The sequence below is a fragment of the Stagnimonas sp. FW305-C-60 genome, assembly GCF_058782965.1.
The window spans coordinates 765,840-787,760 of record NZ_JBYSYF010000002.1; the positions used below are offsets into that span (position 1 = coordinate 765,840).

The following is a 21,921-nucleotide window of genomic DNA, read 5'->3' on the forward strand; positions in this document are numbered from 1 at the left end:
CCATGACGAACTCCATCATTCTGGTCTGGTTGCTGTTCCTCCCCTTCCTCGGCGGCTGGCTGAGCTGGCAGGTGGAGCGCTACTCGCGCACCCTGCCGCGCTGGATCGCGCTGATCACAATGCTCACCGTGCTGGGCATCTCGCTCTGGCTGTGGTTCACCGGCGACTACACGCTGAGCACGCCCAGCACCACGCCGCAGTGGGCGCTGGAATACAAGGCGGAGTGGATACCCAGCTTCGGCATCAGCTTCCACTTGGGCCTCGACGGGCTCTCGCTGCTGCTGGTGATCCTCACCAACCTCTTGGGCGTGATGGCGATTGGCTGCTCCTGGCGTGAGATCGACCGCTACGTCGGCTTCTTCCACCTCAACCTGATGTGGAATCTGGCGGGCGTGGTCGGCGTGTTCCTGGCGCTGGACCTGTTCCTGTTCTTCTTCTTCTGGGAAATGATGCTGGTGCCGATGTATTTCCTCATCGCGCTCTGGGGTCACAGCATGCCGGGCGGCAAGAGCCGCATCTATGCCGCGACCAAGTTCTTCATCTTCACCCAGTTCTCCGGCCTGATCATGCTGCTGGCGATCCTGGCCTTGGTGTTCCTGCACCATCAGGGCACCGGCGTGTGGAGCTTCGGCTACATGGATCTTCTGAGCACCGCCCAGGGGCTCGATCCCAAGATCGCCTGGTGGCTGATGCTGGGCTTCTTCATCGCCTTCGCGGTGAAGATGCCCATCGTGCCCTTCCACACCTGGCTGCCGGACGCCCACGGCATGGCGCCCACCGCCGGCTCGGTGGATCTGGCCGGCATCCTGCTGAAGACCGCCGCCTACGGCCTGCTGCGCTTCGGCATCCCCTTCTTCCCCCAGGCCTCGCACGACTTTGCACCGGTGGCGATGTCGTTCGCGGTGCTAGGCATCATCTACGGCGCGGTGGTGGCCTTCAGCCAGACCGACATCAAGCGGCTGATCGCCTACACCTCGATCAGCCACATGGGCTTCGTGGTGCTGGGCATCTACGCCGGCACCACCGAGGCGCTGCAGGGCGTGGTGATCCAGATGATCGCCCACGGCCTCTCGGCCGGAGCGCTGTTCATCCTCTGCGGTGAAATCTACGAGCGCCTGCACACCCGCGATCTGACCAAGATGGGCGGCCTGTGGGCGCGCTTCCCCTATCTGCCGCCGATCATGCTGTTCTTCAGCGCCGCCTCGCTGGGCCTGCCGGGCCTGGGCAACTTCGTCGGCGAGTTCCTGATCCTGGCCGGCAGCTTCAAGGTGGCGCCGCTGTTCGCCATCCTGTCGGCCAGCGGCCTGATCCTGGCGGCGGTGTACTCGCTGATCCTGGTGCAGAAGGCCTTCCACGGTAAGCCCAGGGAAGACGGCTATGGCGCCCATCTTCAGGATCTCTCCAAGCGCGAGCTGGCGATGATGGGTCTGTTGATGGCCCTGCTGCTGGGCATGGGCCTGTATCCGCAGCCGGTGCTCAACACCTCCGCCACGGCGATGAAGACGGTGGAACTCCAATACCAGTCGGCGGCCGCCACCGCGGTCCTGTCCGTCCCCGCCCGGTGATGAACCACGCCATGACCACCCAACAACTCACGGCGCTGCTGCCCCTGATCCTCGCCACGTTTACCACCGTGGCGGTAATGCTGACCATCGCCTTCAAGCGCCACCACCGCCTGGTGGCGGCGATGACCATGGTCGGCCTCAACCTGGCGCTGTTCTCGCTGGCTCCGGTGCTGCTCGCCGCCAACGGCCAGCCGATCGAGCTGACGCCGCTGCTGATCGTCGACGGCTACGCGATCTATTACATGGGCCTGCTGCTGGTCACCGCGCTGGGCGTGCTGACGCTCTGCCATGCCTACTTCGAAGGCTACGCCGGCAACCGGGAAGAGCTCTACCTGCTGCTGGCCATGGCCACGCTGGGCGCCTTGGTGATGGCCTGCTCGCGCCACTTCGCCAGCTTCTTCATCGGCCTGGAACTGCTGTCGATCCCGCTCTACGCCATGGTCGCCTACCCGGTGCGCGACAGCCGCGCGCTGGAAGGCGGCATGAAGTACCTGGTGCTGTCGGGCGCGGCCTCGGCCTTCATGCTGTTCGGCATCGCCCTGCTCTACGCCGAGACCGGCGCCCTGGGCTTTGCCGAGATCGCCGGCAAGCTCGCCGCCGGCCGTCCCGGCATCCTGCTCGCCGGCGCGGCGATGATTCTCTCCGGCGTCGCATTCAAGCTCTCGGCCGTGCCCTTCCATCTGTGGACCTCGGACGTCTACGAGGCGGCACCGGCGCCAGTATCGGCCTTCCTCGCCACGGTGTCGAAGGCGGCGATGTTCGTGGTGGTCTACCGCCTGTTCGTCAACGTCGGCCTGTTCCGGCACCCGCTGGCGCTGCAGGCCCTGACCTGGGTGGCGGTGGCCTCGATGGTGGTCGGCAATCTGCTGGCGCTGCGCCAGGACAACGTCAAGCGCATCCTCGCCTACTCCTCCATCGCCCAGTTCGGCTACCTGCTGGTGGCGCTGGTGGTCTCCGGGGGCCGCGCCACCGAGGCGGCCGGCATCTTCCTGCTCACCTACATCGTCACCGCACTCGGCGTGTTCGGCGTGATGACCCTGGTGTCGAGCCCGATGAAGGACCGCGATGTCGAACACATCGAGCAGCTGCGCGGCCTGTTCTGGAAGCGTCCCTACCTGTCCTCGATCATGACCACGATGCTGCTGTCGCTGGCTGGCATCCCGCTCACCGCCGGCTTCGTCGGCAAGTTCTATCTGATCTCGGTGGGTGTCGATACCAAGCAATGGCTGCTGATGGGCGCGGTAGTCGCCGGCAGCGCCATCGGTCTGTACTACTACCTGCGGGTGATGATCATGATGTTCCAGCCGATCCCGGTGCGGGAGCGGGTCAGCGAACCGCTGAACTGGGTGCAGCATTCCGGCGGCGCCATGCTGATGGCGGCGATGGCCCTGGTGCTGGTGATCGGCGTCTACCCAGAGCCCTTCCTGAGCCTGATCCGCGCCTCGACGCTGGCGCTGCGCTAGACCACGTCAGAGTCAAACCAAGCCCGCCCTGCCCCGAAGCAGGGCGGGCTTTTTTGTGGACAAGACCGGCGCCATCTGGTCCCTGGCGCCTCGCTGCGCTAGCCTGCGCGACAGCGACAAATAACTACATACCGAGGAGAGCTTCATGCTTCAGCCCAAGGCCGCCGGCCTGCTGCTGGTTTCCATACTGCTGGCCGCCTGTGGCCGTTCCGAGTCGCCAAGCGAGGCTGTCGCCGGCAACAAGTACGAGGTCACCGTCACCCGCACCAGTCTCGGCATCCCGCACATCAAGGCCACGAGCTTCGGCAGCCTCGGCTATGGCTATGGCTACGCCTTCGCCGAGGACAACCTCTGCGTGCTGCAGGAGGATCTGGTCACCATCCGCGGCGAGCGCGCCAAGTACTTCGGCCGCGACGGCAGCTACACCATCGTCCCGAATGGCGTCACCGCCAACAATCTCGATAGCGACTACTTCTGGAAGTTCGCCGCCAGCGACGAGGCGATCACGCCCACGCGCAACACCACCCTGCCCAGCTTCAAGGAAGTCACCCAGGGCTTCGCCGACGGCTACAACCGCTACATCCGCGAGTTGAAGGCCGGTGCCCATCCCGGCCGCCACGCCGCCTGCGCTTCAGCCGACTGGCTGTTCGAGATCAGTGCCGACGACATGTACCGGCGCTACTACCGGCTGGCGCTGATCGCTTCCTCCTCGGTGTTCATCAAGGAGATCGCCAATGCCAAGCCGCTGCTGTCGCTGGGCGCCGGCAGCCTCCCGACCGCGAGTGGCGCCAAGTCCAAGGAGCCGACCCCGGCGCAGAAGCAGGCGGCGCTGAAGGCCGACCCTGGTCCGTTCCGCTACTTCACCGAACTGCGCGGCAAGCGCTTCGGCAGCAATATGTATGCGCTGGGCAAGGACGCCACCCAGGACGGTTCCAGCATCCTGTTTGGCAATCCGCACTTCCCCTGGACCGGTTCCGAGCGGCTCTACCTCTCGCATCTGGAGCTGCCCGGCAAGATCGACACCATGGGCGCCTCGCTGTACGGCGTGCCGGCGATCCTGATCGGCTTCAACGACCATTTCGCCTGGAGCCACACGGTCACCGCCGCCTACCACTTCGGCCTCTACGAGCTGACGCTGAATCCGCTCAACCCCATGCAGTACCTCTACGACGGCGTCTTCCGCGACATCGAACAGGTGCCCATCGAGATCCAGGTCAAGGAAGCCGACGGCTCGCTCTCCACCGAAACCCGCACGCTCTACCGCTCGCACTACGGGCCGATGCTGGTGCTGGAGGCGAGCGGCATCCCGGTGCTCGGCTGGACGCCGCTGAAGGCCTATACCATCCGCGACGCCAACGCCGAGAACGACCGCCTGATCAACCAGTTCGCGAGCTGGAACATGGCCGGCTCGCTGGACGAGTTCATCCGCCTGCACGGCGAGATCATGGGCATCCCCTGGGTCAACACCGTCGCCACCGGCCCCGGCGGAAAGGCCTACTACGGCGATCTGAGCGTGGTGCCGAACGTGCCGGACAGCAAGATCACGCTCTGCCAGGCGCTGCCCATCCACCAGGTGGTGCAGCTGCTGGTGCCCGGCGTGCCGGTGCTCGACGGTTCGCGCGGCAACTGCGAGTGGGACAGCGACGCCGATTCGCCGGTGCCGGGCATCTTCGGCCCCGGCAACCACCCCAAGCTGCTGCGCGACGACTGGGTGGCCAACAACAACGACAGCTACTGGCTGACCAATCCGGCCGAGCCCATCACCGGCTACGCCCGCATCATCGGCGACGAGGCGACCGCCCGCTCCTACCGCACCCAGCAGGCGATCACCCAGATGCAGCGCCGCTTGGACGGCAGCGACGGCCTGGGCGCGCCCAAGTTCACCCTGCCCCTGCTGCAGCAGGTGACGCTATCGGCCAAGATCAAGACCGCCGAGTACGGGCTGGCCAATGTGCTCGCCGAGATCTGCCCCAGCGCCAGCGGCGATGAGGCCGCGGCCTGCGCGGCGCTGGCGCAGTGGGATGGCAGCGCCAATCACGACTCCGTGGGCGCGCACGTCTGGCGCGAATTCTTCCGCGCGCTCACCGCCGGCGCCGATCGCGGCGGCAACTTCTGGCGGGTCGCGTTCTCGGCCGACGATCCGGTCAACACCCCACGCGACCTCAACACCAGCCAGCAGGCGGTGAAGACAGCCTTCAGCACCGGCGTGGCGGCGGTCAAGGCCAGCGGCTACGCCTACGACGCGCCACTGGGCACCGTGCAGCACCCCTGCTGCATCCTGCGCGACATCCCGGTGTTCGGCGGCGACTTCTTCGAGGGCGCCTTCACCATCGCCTCCAGCGATGCGCTCACCGACCAGGGCTATGACGTGGCCTATGGCAACAGCTACATCCAGACCGTCACCTGGAACAGCCAGGGTGCGCTGGCCGAGGGCTTCATCACCTACTCGCAGTCCACCGATCCGGCCAATCCGCATTTCAGCGATTACACGCGCGAATACTCGGCCAAGCGCTGGCACCGGCTGCCGTACAAGCCGGCGGAGATCGAGGCCGACCGTATCGAGCGTTACCGGCTGAGCGAGTAGCGCCTGTGGTCTCGCTCAACGTCGCAAGGCGTTGAGCGACCAGTCGTAGTCGCCGAATTCGATGCGGAACTCAGCCGTACGCAAGCGCGCGCGGGCAGGCTCGCCCTCGGCGAGCTGATTGGCGCGAGCACCCAGCCAGCCGCGCAGGCTGCCGCCTCCCTTGAGGGCGAAATCCTCTTCAAACCACTTGAAGATCGGTGACAGCCTGAGCACGCCGCTGGCGGCATCAAAACGGTTGCGGCTGCGGTCGCCGAGAAACCGGCGCTGGCCGTCGTCGAGTTGCGCTTCCAGCATCTCGGCGCGGTAAGGCTCGGGCCGCAGCGCCGGGCAGCCCACCGAGGCGCAGTTGATCGCGAAGTGGATGCGCGGGTCCTGGTAGCGCGGCCGGAGCATCTCGTGCTCGATCCAGTCCAGCGTTCGCTCCTCGCCCAGCAGGCGGAAGAACTTCTGCTTCCAGGGTGAGCTGAACAGCCCGCCGAGATCCTTGATCGACTTCAGCGCCGGGTAGCGCCCCAGCACCAGTTCCAGGGTAAACGCGTTGTAGGCATTGATCAGGAAGGCCTGCTGCTGGCGCTCGCTCCAGCCGTCGAACTCGGCACGGGAGACCGCGGAGAACTCCGCCAGCACCGCCTGCAGGCGGCTGCGCTCGGCCTTTAGGCCGGCGTAGTCCACCGCGCTGGCCTGACCCTGGCGGGTCCATTCCACATGCCTCTGCAGCAGGCCGGCATAGACGCTGTAGCGAGCGTCCAGCGCCTCGCTGCGAGGCGTCCAAAGCAAGGCCGCCGAGATGACTAGTGCGAGCCAGGCCAGGCGCATGGAACCTCCCCCGGCCTCGCGGCCTTAGTCGTAGCTGTAGCGGAATTCCTTCTGGAAGCGCGCCTTGAACTTCGCCACCGAGAAGTGGTGGTTCTGGGTGCCAGGCCGCTCGATGTTGTAGGCGCCCAACAGCGAGCCGATGCGGCCGGCGGTCTCCCAGTCCATTCCCCGCTCCAGGCCGTAGAGCAGGCCGCCACGGAAGGCATCGCCGCAACCGGTGGGGTCGGCCAGGGACTCGGCGTGGGCCACCGGAATCTCGTGGGTCTTGTCACCGGCATAGATGTGCGCGCCCTTGGCGCCACGGGTGACGATCAGCGCATCGAGGCGATCGGCGATCTGTTCCAGCGTCCAGCCGGTACGCGCCATCACCAGCTCGGCCTCGTAGTCGTTGACCGCCATGTAGCTGGCCTGCTCGATGAAGCTCTTCAAATCTTCACCGCTGAACATCGGCAAACCCTGGCCGGGATCGAACAGGAAGGGGATGCCGGCCTCGGCGAACTGCCTGGCGTGCTGGATCATGCCCTCGCGGCCGTCCGGCGAGACCGTGCCGATCTTCACGCCGGCATCGGTGGGCACCGGCTGCACATGCGCCTCGTTCATCGCACCCGGGTGGAAGGCGGTGATCTGGTTGTCGTCGAGGTCGGTGGTGATATAGGCCTGCGCGGTGTAGTTGTCCGGCAGTTCCTTGACGTAGGCGCGGCTGACGCCGTGCTTGTCCATCCAGGCGGCATAGGGGCCGAAATCGTGGCCGACCGTGCCCATCGGCAAGGCCTTGCCACCCAAGAGAGCCAGGTTGTAGCCGATGTTGCCGGCGCAGCCGCCGAACTCGCGACGCAGCTTGGGCACCAGGAAGGACACATTCAGCATGTGCACCTTGTCGGGCAGGATTTCGTTCTTGAACTGGCCGGAGAACACCATGATGGTGTCGTAGGCGAAGGAACCGGTGATGAGGGCGGACATGAAATTGTTCTCGTAATGATCAGCTGAAAAGGATCAGGCCCCAGACCAGAGGAACCTGCAGCAAGGATAAGTGCACCGCGGCGGAACCCAAGTCCTTGGCGCGCCCGGAAAGCGGGTGGCGCTCGGTGCCGATGCGGTCCACCACCACTTCCACCGCGGTATTGAGCAACTCGACGATCAGCACGAAGACCAGACTGAACAGCAGGGCGGCACGTTCGAGGCCGTTGTCGCCGAGCCAGATTGCGAGCGGCGCCAGCAACAGCGCGATCAGAGCCTCGATGCGAAACGCCTCTTCTTCCCGCAGCGCCCAACCCAGGCCCCAGTAGGAAACCCGGGTGGCGCGCACCAGGCGTGCCCAGCCCTTGATGCCGTCGGCCATCAGGCGGCCTGGTAGCGCACGTCCAGCTGGCGCACCGCGCGCACATCGTCGAGACGACGCACCGGCATGGTGTAGGGCGCGCCCTTCACTTTCTGGATGTCGGCCTTGGCCTCGTCCCAGATCTTCACCAGGGCGTCGACGAAGTTGTCGAGGGTTTCCTTGTCCTCGGTCTCGGTCGGCTCGATCAGCAGGCACTCCGGCACCAGCAGCGGGAAGTACACCGTCGGCGCGTGATAGCCGTAGTCGAGCAAGCGCTTGGCGACGTCGGTGGCGGTCAGCTCGATCTCCTTCTTCTGGCGCTTCAGGGTGATGATGAACTCGTGCGAGGCACGGCGGCTGGGGAAGGCCAGATCGAAGCCGGCATCGCGCAATCTCGCCATCAGGTAGTTGGCATTGAGCGTGGCGTACTCGCCGACCCGGTGCATGCCCTCGCGGCCCAACAGGCGCGCGTAGATGTAGGCGCGCATCAGCACGCCGGCATTGCCCATGAACGCCGAGAGGCGGCCAATGGTCTGCGGCAAGTCGCGCTCATCGAGCCAACGATAGGCGTCCCCCTGCTTGCCCACGACCGGGATCGGCATGAACGGCAGCAGGCGTTGCGACACGCCCACCGCGCCGGCACCCGGACCGCCGCCGCCGTGCGGCGTCGAGAAGGTCTTGTGCAGGTTCATGTGGATCACGTCGAAGCCCATGTCGCCCGGCCGCACCTTGCCGAGGATGGCGTTGAGGTTGGCGCCGTCGTAGTACAGCAGGCCACCGGCTTCATGCACGATCTCGGCGATCTTCTTGATGTTGCGCTCGAACACGCCCAGGGTGGACGGGTTGGTGAGCATGATGCCGGCGGTCTTCGGGCCGACCGCGGCCTTGAGCGCCTCCAGATCGACATCGCCCTCGGCATTGGTGGGGATCTCGCGCACCGTGCAGCCGCATTGCACGGCGGTCGCCGGATTGGTGCCGTGGGCGGCGTCGGGCACCAAAATCTCGGTGCGCTCCAGGTCGTTGCGGGCCTGGTGGTAGGCGCGGATCATCGCCACGCCGGCGAACTCGCCCTGGGCGCCGGCCATGGGGGTGAGCGAGACGCCGGCCATGCCGGTGACGTCCTTGAGGATTTCCTGCAGCTCGTACATGCAGGCGAGGAAGCCCTGCGAGTGCGACTCCGGCGCCAGCGGATGGCGCGCCAGGAACTCCGGCAGCATCGCCAGCGTGTTGCAGGCACGCGGGTTGTACTTCATGGTGCAGCTGCCCAGCGGGTAGAAGTGCGTGTCGATGCTGAAGTTCAGCCTGGAGAGCCGGGTGTAATGACGCACCGCCTGCAGCTCGGAGACCTCCGGCAGCTTGGGCTTGGTCCGGCGGCGCAAGGCCTCGGGCACCGCGGCGAGATTGACCGCGACTTGCGGGTGCTGGGCGTCGGCGGAACGGCCGGCGCGGGAAACTTCGAAAATCAGCTTATCCATGGTGACTCTCAGGCAAGCGCTTGCAGCGCGGCTTGGTAATTGGGTTCATTGGCGATCTCCGGGACCAGCTCGGTGTAGATCACCCGGTTGTCTTCACCGAGCACCACCACCGCACGGGCGGTGAGGCCGGCCAAGGGGCCGTTTTCCAGCAGCAGGCCGTAGTCCTTGGCGAAGTTGCGACCGCGCATCAGCGACAGCATCACCACATTGCTGATGCCCTCGGCGCCGCAGAAACGCTTCTGGGCAAACGGCAGGTCGGCGGAAATGCACAGCACCACCGTGTTGCTCAGCGCCGCCGCCTTCTGGTTGAACTGGCGCACCGACATCGCACAGGTGCCGGTATCCACCGACGGGAAGATGTTCAGCAGCTTCTTCTTGCCGGCGAAGTCGTGCAGGCTCTGGTCCTTGAGACCGACGCCTACCAGCCTAAAGCCCGGCGCCTCACTGCCAACTGCCGGCAGCTCGCCACTGGTGGTGAGGGGGTGACCTTGCAGGGTGACGGTTGCCATCGTGGCGCTCCAGGGTTAGGCCGCGAGTATGCGGCGCAGGGCATCGGCATAGCGATCCAGCTGCGCCTCGGTCTTGGTTTCGGTGGCGCAGACCAAGAGGGCATTACCCAACTCGGGATTGTGCCGACCAAGATCAAAGCCGCCGAGCACGCCCTCCTGGGCCAGGGCCTCCAACACCGGCGCCACCGGCTTGGGCAGGCGGATCACCGCCTCATGGAATACCGGGGCGTCGAACACGCGGCTGACGCCGGGGATCTGGGTCAGCTTGGCCAGCAGCGCCTGGGTGTTGGCCATGCTCGCCGACGCCACCTTGGCGAGACCGTCCGGCCCCAGCAGCGACATGTAGATGGTCGAAGCGGTGACCAAGAGGCCCTGGTTGGTGCAGATGTTGGAGGTCGCCTTGCTGCGGCGGATGTGCTGCTCGCGCGCTTGCAGGGTGAGCGTGAAACCGGGCTTGCCGTCGAGATCCACCGTGCGGCCGATGATGCGGCCCGGCATCTGCCGCACATAGGGCATCTTGCAAGTGAGGAAGCCGTAATAGGGGCCACCCGAGGCGAGCGGCGCACCCAGCGGCTGGCCGTCGCCGCAGACGATGTCGGCGCCCTTGGCGCCCCACTCCGAAGGCGGCTTGAGCAGCGCCAGCGAGGTCGGGTTGACCAGGGCCACCACCAGCGCGCCCTGAGCATGCGCCCAGTCGGTAAGGGCATCAACGTCTTCCAGCACGCCGAAGAAATTGGGTTGGGCGATCACCACCGCCGTCGGCTTGACGCCCTCGTAGGCCTTCAGCGCTTCCAGGCTGGTCTTGCCAGTCTTGGCGTCGTAGTCGACGGCCGCCTGACGGATGCCCTGGGCGTGGGTGATGCTGTTCACCACCTCGCCGTAATAAGGATGCAGCGCCTTGGGCATCAGCACCTTGCCGCTGGGGTTGGCGCTGTTGCAGCGCACCGCCATCAGCAGCGCCTCCGCCAGCGCCGAGGCGCCGTCGTACATAGAGGCGTTGGACACCTCCATGCCGGTCAGCTCGGTCATCATCGTCTGGTACTCGTAGAGCACCGTCAGCGTGCCCTGGCTGGCCTCGGCCTGGTACGGAGTGTAGGCCGAGTAAAACTCGCCGCGGGTGGTGATCTCCCAGACCGCCGCCGGGATATGGTGTTCGTAGGCACCGGCGCCGATGAAGTTGAGCGCCATGCGGTCTTCCGCGGCGCGGCCGCGCATCAGCTGGCTGACCGCCATCTCGGACAGGCCTTCCGGCACCTGGGTGAGACCCTGGCATTGCAGCTCGGGCGGGATTTCGCCAAACAGCGCGTCGATGCTGGGGGCGCCGATGGCGGCCAGCATGTCTTTGACGTCGGTGTCGGTATGAGGGATGAACGGCATGGGCGCTCTACAAAATGAGGGATGGCTGAGACGCCGCGCGACTAGAGCGCGGCGATGACCTTCTCGTAACCGGCGGCGTCGAGCAGAACTTCCAACTCACCGGCATTGGTCACCGTCTGCTTCCACATCCAGCCGGCCTCGTAGGGATCGGTGTTGAGGGTTTCCGGCGCATTGGCCAGCACGACATTGGTGTCGATGACTTCGCCGGCAATCGGCGCGTACACGTCAGAGGCCGCCTTCACCGATTCCACCACCGCGCAGGACTCGCCCGCCGCCAGCTTGCGGCCGACCTTCGGGGTCTCGACGAACACCAGGTCGCCGAGCGCGTGCTGGGCGTGGTCGGTAATGCCGACGACGGCGGTGCCGTCGGCCAGTAGCTTCACCCACTCGTGGGACTTGGCGTATTTGAGTTCAGCCGGGATGTTGCTCATTGGAAAATCTCCAGAAGAAAACCAGAAAAATTGAATCGCGGACCTGACCGCAGCTAGACCAGCACCTTGCCATTGCGGACGAATGGCGGCTTCACCACCCGGGCCGGAACCCAGGCACCGCGGATCTCCACTTCGACCGCGCCTTCCGCCGCCGACTCCACCCGCGCCATGGCGATGGAGGCCTTCATGGTCGGCGAAAAGCCGCCGCTGGTGGTCTCGCCGAGAGCGCCATTGGCATAGCGGACCTTCATATGTGCGCGCACCACGCCGCGGCCTTCCAGCACCAGGGCCACGAACTTGTGGGCGGACTTGCCGCGCAGCGCCGCCAGCGCCTGGCGGCCGATGAAGTCGCGGTCGTCCGGCTCCCAGGCAATGGTCCAGCCCAGACCGGACTCCAGCGGATGCTTGGACTCGTCCATGTCCTGCCCGTAGAGGTTCATGCCCGCCTCCAGGCGCAGGGTGTCGCGGGCGCCGAGGCCGGCCGGCTTGACGCCGTCGGCCAGCAGCTTCTGCCAGAGCGCGACCAGCTCGGCATGGGGCAGGATCAGCTCAAAGCCGTCTTCGCCGGTGTAGCCAGTGCGACCGACGAACAGCTCAGCCTCGTGGGCGGCCTGGAACACCACCAGCGCCTGGGCCTGCGCGGCCAGGCTGGCGGGCAGCTGCTTGAGCACGGCAGCACGCGCCTGCGGCCCCTGCACGGCGAGGATGCCGAGATCGCGGCGCGGTAGCACCTCGACTTCGTAGGCGGCGGCGTGCTGGCGAATCCAGGCCAGGTCTTTGTCGGCGGTGCCGGCATTCACCACCAGCCGGAACCAGTCCTCGCTCAGGAAGTAGGCGATGAGGTCGTCAATGATGCCGGCGTCTTCGCGCAGCATGCAGCTGTACAGGGCCTTGCCGGGCAGGCTGAGCTTGGCGACGTCGTTGGCGAGCAGCCGGCGCAGGAATTCGCGCACCCGCGCGCCGCGCAGGTCGATGGCCAGCATGTGGGCGACATCGAACATACCGGCCGACTGCCGCACCGCATGGTGCTCGTCGAGTTGGGAAGCGTACTGGATGGGCATTTCCCAGCCGGCGAAGTCGACCAGGCGGGCGCCCAGCTGCTGGTGGGCTTGATGCAAGGCGGTTTTGTTGAGCATGGCGGCGTCCTGGAGGTTGATACGCCGCCCCTCTGTCCTTTTACCTGAGCGTTGGCGCGCCTTCGGTGGCCACCACGGCGGCGGCTCTCTCCAGAGTGTTGTTTGCGGACGATCCTTTTACCTGAGCGATTCCGGGCGGATTTGCGCCTTCGGTGCCGGCCCGGGGCCGGTCTCTCTCGTCTGCGAGGTGAAGTGTATTCGCCCTGGCCGTCCGTGGCGAGACTTCAGCAAATTGAACTGCCCCCCCCCCAGAACCCGGCCATCCCTGGCCGGGGCGGATTTGCACCTTCGATGCCGGGACGTGCCTTGGGTCACGGATGCCCGATGGACGACTCACCTATGTGGGCTATAGTAATTCTTGGGATAGACGCTGCATGATGCCAGCGCACTCGAGGAGAAAAAGCATGGGAGTCGCTTTACGCGTCTGGGCACCGCTACTGGTCCCCATCAGCCTGTTAGGAACCATCGCCCAAGCCGCCGACCCGCTGACCGCGGGCGCGATCTCGGACACCCTCAAGCGTCCGCCGGAGCTGCAGCCGCCCGCGCCGCTGGCCTCGCCGGTAGCGCCGCCGCGCCAGGAGCCGCCGCCTGGCGCCGAGAGCAAGACGCTCACCGTGCAGCGCTTCGAATTCAGCGGCAACAGCCTGTTTACCGATGCCCAGCTGGCCGCCCTGGTCGCCGACTACACCGGCAAGCCTGTGAGCCTGATCCAGCTCTACGAGGCCGCCGACCGCATCACCGCCCACTACGTCGAGGCCGGCTACACCCTGGCCTCGGCACAGCTGCCGGCGCAGAAAATCAGCGAGGGCGTGGTCAAGCTGGAGGTGCTCGAAGGCCGTGTCGACAAGGTCGTCTACGAGGGCCTGAAGGGCTATCGCCCTGGCGATCTCGATGTCTATGTCGCCGGCACCGCCGGCCGGGTCTACCGTGGCGCCGCCTTCGAGGAAGGCCTGCGCAATATCGACGCCCTGCCCGGCCTGGACGCCAGGGCGGTACTGCGTCCCGGTGAGTCCTATGGCAGCACCGATATCGTGGTGCAGGGCAAGGAGACCCCCTACCAGGGCTCCCTGTTTGTCGACAACAGTGGCCGCGACACCGCCGGCGAGACCCGCGTCGGCGTGCAAGTGGACCTGAACAACCCGCTGCGGGTCGGCGACCAGCTCAGCCTGCTGGGCCTGCGCTCCTCCGACGACCTGCTGGAATACGGCCTGGTCGGCTACTCGCTGCCCACCGGCTGGCAGGGCAGCCGCCTGAAGTTCAGCTATGGCTATGCCAAGTTCGAGCTGGGCGGCGGCTTCCAGGGCGTGGCCGGCAGCAACCGCAACAGCCGGGTGGAGCTGGAACTCCCGGTCCTGCGCGGCGGCGGCGATCAGCTGAGCGTCAGCGCCGCAGTCTCCGACACCAAGGCCGACACCGATTTTTCCGGCATCCCGCTGCGCGCCACCGAACTCACGCTGCTGGAACTGGGCAGCGTCTACACCCATGTCTACCGCAGTGGCGCGGTGTCGCAAGTGGTCGGCAACCTGGGCAGCAACTTCCAGAAGGCCGACGCCACCGACCGCAATTCCCAGCGCATCCGCCTGGAGCTGGACGCCCAGCACATCCAGCCCATCGCCAAGCAGATCCAGCTGGTGGCGCATGGCCTGTTCGTCTACTCGCCCGACCCGCTGCCGGACACCCAGCAGCTCTCCATCGGCGGGCCGACCACGATCCGTGGTCATGCGCCTTCCGAGGCACGCGGCGACTGGGGCTATCTCGGCTCGCTGACCCTGCGGCGGCCCTATAACTTCGGCAAGCTGGTGCTGACCCCGCGGGTGTTCGTGGACGCCGGCCGGGTGCGCTCGCGCGACCCCACCGGCAGCACCCCGGAAGTCACCCTCGCCAGCGTCGGCGTCGGCGCCGATGCGGTGGTTGACCGCGTCAGCCTCAAGCTCGACTACGCCACGCCCAGGGACGACACCCCGGTCAGCGATGGCAAGGACAGCGGCCGTGTCTACGGCACGCTTGCGGTCCAGTTTTAAGGAGACACCCGCATGACCAAGCTCCGTCTCAATCCGCTGCGCGCGCCGCTGGTGTATCGCCGTTGGCTGGCGCTGGCGCCGATGCTGACGCCCGCCCTGGCGCTGGCCGGCCCCACCGGGGGCACAGTGATCGCCGGTCAGGTGAGCATCGGCCAGCCCGATCCCCTCACCACCCTGGTGCAGCAGAGCAGCCAGAACGCGGTGGTCAACTGGCAACAGTTCAATGTCGGTGGTCAGGAGCTGGTGCAGTTCATCCAGCCCTCGGCGTCGGCGGCCATCCTCAACCGCATTGTCGGCGGCAGCCCCAGCGAGATCCTCGGCAACATCTCGGCCAACGGCCGGGTGTTCCTGATCAATACCCAGGGCGTGATGTTTGGCGCCGGCAGCCGGGTGGATGTCGCCGGCCTGGTCGCCAGCACGCTGGACATCGCCGATGCCGACTTCATGAGTGGCCGCTATGTACTGGCCGGCAATGGCAGCGGCGCCGGCGTGGTCAACCAGGGTCAGATCAGCGCCGCTGACGGTGGCTTCGTGGTGCTCGCCGGTGACAGCGCCCGCAACAGCGGCCTGATCCAGGCCCGCCTGGGCGATATCGTGCTGGCCTCCGGCTCGGCAATGACCCTGGATCTGGCCGGCGACGGCCTGATCAATTACCACGTCGATGGCGCCGCGCTCTCGCAGGCCGCCGGGGTCGCCAACAGCGGCCAGCTGCTGGCCGATGGCGGTCGTGTACTGATGTCGGCCGAGGTCGCGCGCGGACTGGTGCGTGACGTGGTCAACAACAGCGGCCTGATCCGCGCCACCGGTGTTGCCGAGGAAAACGGCGAGATCGTACTGGTCGGTGCCGGCGGCAATGTCGTCAACACCGGCACGCTCGACGCCAGCAGCGCCAGCGGTACTGGCGGCAGCATCCAGGTGCTGGGCGACCGTGACATCCGTATCGAAGCCGGCCTAATCGACGCCTCTGGCGCTCAGGGTGGCGGCGAAATCCGCATGGGCGGCGGCATTGAGGGTGGTGAAGGCTTGGTCCAGGCCGAGCGCCTGTATGTGGCCGAAGCCGCCACCGTGCGCGCCGATGCCACCGTGCTGGGCGATGGCGGCCGCATCGCCGCCTATTCGCAGGATCACTCGGTGCTGGCCGGCCTGCTGTCGGCGCGCGGCGGCGCCCAGGGCGGCGATGGCGGCTTCGTGGAAACCTCCAGCGCCGGCCTGCTCACTGTGACCCAGGTGCCGGAACTGGCTGGCGACACCGGCGGTCATTGGTTGATCGACCCTGAGGACATCGACATCGTCGCCGGCAACGGCTACGGCGGCATCAGCAGCAGCAATCCTTTCGTAGCAAATGGCGATAGCGCCCAGCTTGGCGTCAACCTGATCACCAGCGCCCTCAGCGGCGGCGCCAGTGTGACGGTCAGCACCGGCGGCAGCGGCAGTCAGGCCGGCGACATCCGCCTGCTCACCGCGCTGGACTACAACGGCACCGGCAACGGCACGCTCACGCTCGATGCCGCTGGCGGCATTTTCCTGAACCAGCAGATTTTCGACAGCACCGCCGGCAGCGACAGCCTCAACCTGAACCTCAATGCCGGCGGCGGCATCAGCCTCGGCAGCTCGATTGACCTAGGCTCCGGTGGCGCCGCCAATCTGATGGCTGGCGGCAACATCAGTCTGGGCGATCTCACCGCCTCCAGCATTCATGTCGACGCGGTCGGCAGCGTCTCGCTGGCCGCAGCCAGAACGCTGCGCTCCACCACCAGCGGCATCTACCTCGCCGGCGCCTCGCTGGAACTGGCCGGCCTGCTCGACAGCGCGGCCGAGATCGACGTCTACGCCCGGGCTGGCGATATCAGCGGTGCCGGTGACTACACCGCCGCCGGCTATATCGACCTCTACGCCAACGAAGACAGCTACGGCGGCAGCGCCACCGGCAATGTGGTCGTTGATCAGCTGCATGCCGGCGGCGGCATCGACATCGGCGCCGACGGCAAGGTGCAGCTGGGCGCCAACAGCGGCTATGGCGACGTGGTGACCGGCCACGACTACGTCAGCATCTACGGCGACTCGATCAGCAGCAGCGGCAATCTTGTCGTCAGCAGCATCTACAACGACGTCAGCCTCGATCTCAGCGCCGAGGCCGGCAGCATCGACATCGCCGGCAGCCTGGTGGCGTTTTCCGAATACGGCGGCGCTGCTCTCTACGCGGACGCCTATCAAGGGACGGTCTACAACCCGCAGACCGACAGCTACGAGACCGTGGCCGGCAATATCTCGGTCGGCTCGGTGCATGTGCGCGCGGCGACCAAGACCGACCGCGAGGCCCCCCCCCGGCTGGTCTCCAACCCGCTGAGCTACCAGCCAGCGGCCTCCGCCCTGCTCGCCGCCGATGGCGACATCACCATCGGCGACGTGCGGGTGGAGAGCTACACGCCGCTGCTCTACGCCAGCTACGGCGGCGATGAAACGCTCTCCGCCGGCTCGGCGCAGCTGCTGATCAACCCCGGCTCGCATTCCACCGCCGGCACGGTCAGCCTCGGCAAGGTCGAGGTTTATGGCTATGGCGATGCGCACGCGCTGATCCGCGGCACCGGTTCGGTCAACCTGTCCGGCGGGCTGACTGTGTATTCCTTCGTCGCCCAATACCATCGTGACGAAAGCCTGAGCTGCGATTGCAGCAATCCGCTCACCGAAACCATCCTGCTTGGCAATGCCACCGTCGACATTGGCGAGTTCGTCAACTACAACACCCAAACGCTGGCCGGCAACGGCTATAGCACCGACCTGGCCTCGCCAGATTTCAACGTCAGCCTCGGCTACCTGAATGTGCAGGGCCCCAATGCCCTGGCACGCATTTCCGCCGGCAGCCTGGAGATCGGCACCGACAGCGATACCGCCTCGGCGTCCTTTGGCTACTCGGTGCTGGTGCAGAGCCACATCGGCGTCAAGACCGAGCCGGGCTATCTGGACGAGGCCAGCCACACCATCACCGACAGCACCGGCCAGGTCGTCTATCAGGACAACATCTCCCAGGCGCAGGCGGAATTCATCACCAGCAGCAGCGCCGCGCCTGAGCACGACAGCCAGCTGTACCGGGGTCAGGTGCGGGTGGGCGGACGCGAAGCCGGTCTGAGCTTGCAGGCCGCCAATGGCGGCAGCATCCGGGTCGCCGACGCGATGGTCGGCAACCAGTTGGTGCGCGGCTCGGTGGAGGTCGAAGGCCTGGGCTATGTCGTCGATGGCGACTACTACGACTACGCCTACGGCGGCCGCAGCTTCGACAGCTATGGCCTCTTCCTCCGGCCCTCGCTGATCGACGCGCCGGTGGTGACGCAGTTCGACGACAGCAGCCCCAGCCCCTATCTGCACTGGGGCTCCGCCGGCTTTCGCGTGGTGGGTGGCGAATTCGTCCCCTACGACCCGCAGAATCCCAGCTATGGCGGCTATCTGAATGACGCCGCCGCCGGCAGCCTGAGCATTGCCGGCGATCTCAGCATCCATGGCGTCGGCAATGCCGGCGGCGATCTCTGGGCCAACCAGATCAGCCTGGGCACCGCCGGCCGCGGCGACAGTGTGTCGGTCAGCGCCAGCCGGGGCGAGGTCTTTGGCGAGCAAGGCATCGCTTACGACTACGGCTACTACATCGAGGTGCAACCGGAGTACTACAGCGTCACCGATCCGGTGACCAGCGAGGTCTACACCTACCAGGTGCGCCGCCAGGTCAGCGGCAACCTCGCAGTAAACACCTCCCAGGGCGGCGTCATGGCGGCGACGGCCGGCCTCGCCGGCCTCAACTTCGAAGGTGTCGACAGCCTGCTGATCAATGGCGATTTGAACCTCAGCGGTCTGAACGCCGAGGTCGGCATCAACGATTTCGCCAGCGCCACGATCACGGGCGGCGTCAACCTGGACGGGCGCCCCGATGGCAGCAGCCCGGGCTACTTCCGCGAGGACGTCAGCTTCGTCGGCGCCTTCGGCTCGACGCCGCCGGCACTGGCCTCGGCCAGCAGTGTCCTGATCGGTGGTCGCTCGGGTATGCAGGTCAGCGCGCAGTCCCTGCGCATCGGCGATGGCATCGACATCCGCGGCACCTTTATCGCCGGGCTGTTGATCGATTCCGCCGACGCGGTGATCACCGGCGATGTCCGCATCGACGCCGCCACCGGCCATGTCGAATCCAACGACCCCACCACCACCGCCGAGGCGGTGAATGTCGATCTCGGCCTGGCAGCCATCCGTCTCGGCACCGCCGACGGCAACCCGGTACGCATCGTCGCCGGTGGCTCCGGCTCCGGCAGCCTGACGGTGATCGGCAGCACCGAGGTCGACCTCGGCGGCCTCAACCTCTTGGCCGACGGGGATGTGCAGTTCGACGCCGGCAGCAGCGGCACCATCCGGCAGTCGATGCGCGATCTGGTGGAGCAGTTCGAGCACCCGTTCTCGCACCATGACAACGGTAATAGCGGCAATCCGGTGCTGCTGGACAGCCCCACGGACAGCAGCGGCACGCTGTCGGACCTGCTGAACTCCAGCTCCCGAACCTGTTACACCGATATCGCCAACTGCGGCTTCCTGGTCCGCACCCAGAGCGGTGGCGACATCACCCTGATTGGCAGCCTGATCGAGGCCGGCCAGGGCAATTTCGAAGCCGGCGGCAACTTCCGCGCCACCGCCTACAATGCCTTGAGCCTGGGCAGCGTCGTTTCCACCGGAACGTTGACGCTGCACAACAGTGGCGATCTCAGTCTCAGCGGCAATCTAACCGGCGCCAGCGTCACGCTCCTCACCGACGGTAGCTTCAGCAATCCGGAAGCTCTCAGCATCAACGCCGGCCCTGGTGGCGTCTCGATCGAGGCCGGCAGCATCAGCAGCAGCGACCTGTTGAGCATCAATTCGGCTGGTGGCCTGCACCTGTCTGCGGCCACCATCAACCTCGCCGGCTACGACCTGTCGGCCACCGGCGAAGCACGGCTCGAGGGTATGACGCTGAACCTGGGTGCCGGTGAGCTTTCCGCCGGCAGCCTTGTTCTCGCCGCCGTAAACGCGCTGAACCTCACCGGCTCCAGCCTTGCCAGCGCCGGCACCGCGACCTTGAGTGGCAGCTCGGTCCAGCTCAGTAATGCCTTCGTCGAGGCGGTCGGCAGCCTGAGCGTGACCAGCAACAATGCGCTCACTGTCACCTCCGGCTCGGATCTGCGAGCCAACAGTCTCAGCCTGACCGGCAAGACCGTGACTCTCAGCACGGCCAGTTCCCTGGACGCCGGCAGCGTTACCGTCGGCAGCACTGGTCTGCTGAAGCTGGACGGCGCCCAGATTTTCAGCGGCGGTGCACTGAACCTCTCCTCCTCCGGCGGCAGCGTCGCGCTCAGTAACGGCAGTCTGCTGCGTGGCCGCAACATCCAGCTAGTCGGAAAAGGCGCGGTAAGCGTCGAAGACTCCGCCGTCGAGATTCTGGGCACGATGATCGAAGGCACCAGCAAGGCCCTGGCGACGCTCCCTACCGGCAGCATCAGCCTCCAGGGTGCCGGCCTGACGCTGCGCAATGCCCAGCTCGCCGGCGGCGACATCAACCTGCTTGGCGGTACCGGCCTGATCACCCTCGACGGCGGCAGCATCGAAGGCAACATCGTGCGCATCGAAGCCGATTCGGTGACCACGCCCAGCGCGGTCCAGATCAGTGCCAATGGCTTCGGCGCGCGCGGCGCCATTCTCGACTTCGGGCTGGCGAGCTTTAACTTCGGCACCGGCGCGGCGCCGTTCGGCGACGACAACGGACTGTTCGCCGCCCTGCCTGACGACGCTCTTGATCTGCAGCCATCGACCACCCACCCGAATGCCAGCTTCATCGCCTCGCAGCTGCTCGCGATCGGTGAGATTGGCGGCTCCGCGCACTACCTGCTGCTCGACTCCAGCGACTTCACTTTTAGGGGCGATGTGCGCGGCGCGGCCGATCTGTTCCTCCAGATCGTCCCCTCCGACGATCAGGCGCCGCTGGGGATCAGCGACCTCAGCTTTGCCCGCTTTGCCCGCACGCTGGCCATCGGTGGCGCCGACTACGTCGGTGATATTTTCCTGCTCGACCACAATCAGGTGCCGGCCGACAAGGCGCTGAGCGCCGGCACCGATACCAACTACATCTTCCTCACCGAAGGTCAGGTATCCGGCGTGGAGAAAATCAGCACCAATGGCCGGGTCGTGGTGATCGACGGCGGTCAGGTGCCGGAAGACATCCAGAACGCTTCCGCCAAAGATCTGGTGCTGGTCAGTTCCGATTTCTCGCCCGGTCCTGCCGACGGCGGAGACGACGAGGGCCCAGGCAATCTGCTGCATCCGGATCGCGGTCTGCCCGGCCACGGCACCGTCAGCAGTGACGACAGCAGCGACACCCAGCAGCAGTGCGACGCCATCTGATCACCGGGAACAGACCATGACCTCTATGCGCAACTGGATACTCGCCGCGGCACTGGCGCTGGTCTCCGCCTCGCAGGTGCTGGCGGCCGACGCAGCGGCGAAAGTGGTGATGCTCACCGGCAAGGCCACCGTGGTCGGCGCCGACGGCAACGTCCGCAAGCTGGCCAAGGAAGACCCGGTCTACTCCGGCGAGCTGATCAACTCCGGCCCCGGCAGCTATGTGAACCTGCGCTTCGCCGACGGCGCGTTCTTCCTGCTGCGCCCTTCCACCCGCTTCGCCATCGAGAGCTATCACTACAGCACCCCGGCAAGCGCGGCGGCCGCCAAGCCTGCCACCGGCGCCCCGGCCAAGACCGAGACCGCCGCCGGCACCGCTCCGCTGGTCACCGCGCAGAGTGCCGGCGGTGGCGAGGGTTCGCGCGCCTTCTTCCGCCTGCTCAAGGGCGGCTTCCGCGCCGTCAGCGGCCTGATCGGCAAGGTCAACCGCGACGACTACCGAGTCAGCACGCCGGTCGCCACCATCGGTATCCGTGGCACCCGCTATGGCGCACGGCTGTGCCAGGGTGAATGCAGCGACCGCGACGAGATCCTCGCCAAGCTGCGTGCCGCCGGTCGTGGCGCCCGGGCCGGAGAAACCATCCTGGTCACCACCGTGGAAGAAGGCCAGATTTCCCTCAAGACCCTGACCAGCGAAGGTCTGCAGTCTCCGGGCTCCACCCGCCTGATCGGCGAAGACGGCAGCATCATCGAGACCGACGAGCCGCCAAGCACCGAGCAGAACGACCAGGATCTCAATCCGGAATCCTGCGGCACCGAATAAA

The 21,921-nt window shown here is 66.4% G+C and carries 14 protein-coding genes and 1 riboswitch; of the genes, 6 read left to right on the top strand and 8 right to left on the bottom strand.

Going from position 1 to position 21,921, the window contains the following annotated elements; genetic code table 11:
• Positions 1 to 14 precede the first annotated feature (14 nt).
• From nuoM to AC3WT6_RS10475, 3 genes are all read left to right on the top strand, one after another.
• Entirely contained in the window at positions 15 to 1,565 is a 1,551-nt protein-coding gene (gene nuoM, locus AC3WT6_RS10465; protein WP_492653833.1) for an NADH-quinone oxidoreductase subunit M, read from the top strand.
• An 11-nt stretch (positions 1,566 to 1,576) separates the two neighbouring features.
• Positions 1,577 to 3,028 (top strand): NADH-quinone oxidoreductase subunit NuoN, encoded by a 1,452-nt coding sequence (gene nuoN, locus AC3WT6_RS10470; protein WP_492653518.1) that lies wholly within the window; start codon positions 1,577 to 1,579, stop codon positions 3,026 to 3,028.
• 145 nt (positions 3,029 to 3,173) lie between these two features.
• Positions 3,174 to 5,612 carry a penicillin acylase family protein gene (locus tag AC3WT6_RS10475; RefSeq protein ID WP_492653519.1) on the top strand — a complete coding sequence of 813 codons (2,439 nt, stop codon included), beginning with the start codon at positions 3,174 to 3,176 and terminating at the stop codon, positions 5,610 to 5,612.
• A 15-nt stretch (positions 5,613 to 5,627) separates the two neighbouring features.
• Here the strand turns inward: AC3WT6_RS10475 and AC3WT6_RS10480 are convergent, their stop codons facing one another.
• From AC3WT6_RS10480 to gcvT, 8 genes are read right to left on the bottom strand one after another with little or no spacing between them, the layout of a single operon-like run.
• Positions 5,628 to 6,428, bottom strand: coding sequence for a DUF547 domain-containing protein (locus tag AC3WT6_RS10480; protein WP_492653520.1), 801 nt, complete (start codon positions 6,426 to 6,428; stop codon positions 5,628 to 5,630).
• 24 nt (positions 6,429 to 6,452) lie between these two features.
• Positions 6,453 to 7,388, bottom strand: a complete 936-nt coding sequence (locus tag AC3WT6_RS10485; protein WP_492653521.1) for a carbohydrate kinase family protein — start codon at positions 7,386 to 7,388, stop codon at positions 6,453 to 6,455.
• A gap of 19 nt (positions 7,389 to 7,407) precedes the next feature.
• Positions 7,408 to 7,767 carry a diacylglycerol kinase gene (locus AC3WT6_RS10490; RefSeq protein WP_492653522.1) on the bottom strand — a complete coding sequence of 120 codons (360 nt, stop codon included), beginning with the start codon at positions 7,765 to 7,767 and terminating at the stop codon, positions 7,408 to 7,410.
• Entirely contained in the window at positions 7,767 to 9,221 is a 1,455-nt protein-coding gene (gcvPB, locus tag AC3WT6_RS10495; protein WP_492653523.1) for an aminomethyl-transferring glycine dehydrogenase subunit GcvPB, read from the bottom strand. Before gcvPB ends, AC3WT6_RS10490 begins: the two co-directional genes overlap by 1 nt.
• Before the next feature lie 8 nt (positions 9,222 to 9,229).
• Entirely contained in the window at positions 9,230 to 9,730 is a 501-nt protein-coding gene (gene tpx / locus AC3WT6_RS10500; protein ID WP_492653524.1) for a thiol peroxidase, read from the bottom strand.
• A 15-nt stretch (positions 9,731 to 9,745) separates the two neighbouring features.
• The gene (gene gcvPA, locus AC3WT6_RS10505; protein ID WP_492653525.1) at positions 9,746 to 11,107 is read right to left on the bottom strand and encodes an aminomethyl-transferring glycine dehydrogenase subunit GcvPA; all 1,362 of its coding nucleotides are present in this window, start codon (positions 11,105 to 11,107) and stop codon (positions 9,746 to 9,748) included.
• A gap of 41 nt (positions 11,108 to 11,148) precedes the next feature.
• Positions 11,149 to 11,538: a glycine cleavage system protein GcvH gene (gene gcvH, locus AC3WT6_RS10510; protein WP_492653526.1), complete on the bottom strand. Its 390-nt coding sequence runs from the start codon at positions 11,536 to 11,538 to the stop codon at positions 11,149 to 11,151.
• 53 nt (positions 11,539 to 11,591) lie between these two features.
• Positions 11,592 to 12,674 carry a glycine cleavage system aminomethyltransferase GcvT gene (gcvT, locus tag AC3WT6_RS10515; protein ID WP_492653527.1) on the bottom strand — a complete coding sequence of 361 codons (1,083 nt, stop codon included), beginning with the start codon at positions 12,672 to 12,674 and terminating at the stop codon, positions 11,592 to 11,594.
• Positions 12,675 to 12,773: 99 nt separating this feature from the next.
• A riboswitch (glycine riboswitch) is annotated at positions 12,774 to 12,863 on the bottom strand.
• A 215-nt stretch (positions 12,864 to 13,078) separates the two neighbouring features.
• Between gcvT and AC3WT6_RS10520 the strand changes: the two genes are divergently transcribed.
• Genes AC3WT6_RS10520 through AC3WT6_RS10530 form a run of 3 tightly spaced genes read left to right on the top strand, consistent with a single transcriptional unit; the run spans position 13,079 to position 21,920 of the window.
• Positions 13,079 to 14,695, top strand: coding sequence for a ShlB/FhaC/HecB family hemolysin secretion/activation protein (locus AC3WT6_RS10520; RefSeq protein ID WP_492653528.1), 1,617 nt, complete (start codon positions 13,079 to 13,081; stop codon positions 14,693 to 14,695).
• Positions 14,696 to 14,707: 12 nt separating this feature from the next.
• Complete coding sequence (locus AC3WT6_RS10525; RefSeq protein WP_492653529.1) at positions 14,708 to 21,100, top strand: two-partner secretion domain-containing protein; 6,393 nt, start codon at positions 14,708 to 14,710, stop codon at positions 21,098 to 21,100.
• A gap of 16 nt (positions 21,101 to 21,116) precedes the next feature.
• Complete coding sequence (locus AC3WT6_RS10530) at positions 21,117 to 21,920, top strand: FecR family protein (protein WP_492653530.1); 804 nt, start codon at positions 21,117 to 21,119, stop codon at positions 21,918 to 21,920.
• The last annotated feature ends 1 nt before the right edge of the window (position 21,921 follow it).

What these genes read in the sequence shown, in the direction of transcription:
- AC3WT6_RS10525 (WP_492653529.1), top strand. Translation starts at nt 14,708, where the DNA reads ATGACCAAGCTCCGTCTCAATCCGCTGCGCGCGCCGCTGGTGTATCGC.
- gcvH (WP_492653526.1), bottom strand. Translation starts at nt 11,538, where the DNA reads ATGAGCAACATCCCGGCTGAACTCAAATACGCCAAGTCCCACGAGTGG.
- AC3WT6_RS10490 (WP_492653522.1), bottom strand. Translation starts at nt 7,767, where the DNA reads ATGGCCGACGGCATCAAGGGCTGGGCACGCCTGGTGCGCGCCACCCGG.
- AC3WT6_RS10530 (WP_492653530.1), top strand. Translation starts at nt 21,117, where the DNA reads ATGACCTCTATGCGCAACTGGATACTCGCCGCGGCACTGGCGCTGGTC.
- tpx (WP_492653524.1), bottom strand. Translation starts at nt 9,730, where the DNA reads ATGGCAACCGTCACCCTGCAAGGTCACCCCCTCACCACCAGTGGCGAG.
- AC3WT6_RS10520 (WP_492653528.1), top strand. Translation starts at nt 13,079, where the DNA reads ATGGGAGTCGCTTTACGCGTCTGGGCACCGCTACTGGTCCCCATCAGC.
- AC3WT6_RS10475 (WP_492653519.1), top strand. Translation starts at nt 3,174, where the DNA reads ATGCTTCAGCCCAAGGCCGCCGGCCTGCTGCTGGTTTCCATACTGCTG.
- AC3WT6_RS10480 (WP_492653520.1), bottom strand. Translation starts at nt 6,428, where the DNA reads ATGCGCCTGGCCTGGCTCGCACTAGTCATCTCGGCGGCCTTGCTTTGG.
- gcvPB (WP_492653523.1), bottom strand. Translation starts at nt 9,221, where the DNA reads ATGGATAAGCTGATTTTCGAAGTTTCCCGCGCCGGCCGTTCCGCCGAC.
- gcvPA (WP_492653525.1), bottom strand. Translation starts at nt 11,107, where the DNA reads ATGCCGTTCATCCCTCATACCGACACCGACGTCAAAGACATGCTGGCC.
- nuoN (WP_492653518.1), top strand. Translation starts at nt 1,577, where the DNA reads ATGACCACCCAACAACTCACGGCGCTGCTGCCCCTGATCCTCGCCACG.
- AC3WT6_RS10485 (WP_492653521.1), bottom strand. Translation starts at nt 7,388, where the DNA reads ATGTCCGCCCTCATCACCGGTTCCTTCGCCTACGACACCATCATGGTG.
- gcvT (WP_492653527.1), bottom strand. Translation starts at nt 12,674, where the DNA reads ATGCTCAACAAAACCGCCTTGCATCAAGCCCACCAGCAGCTGGGCGCC.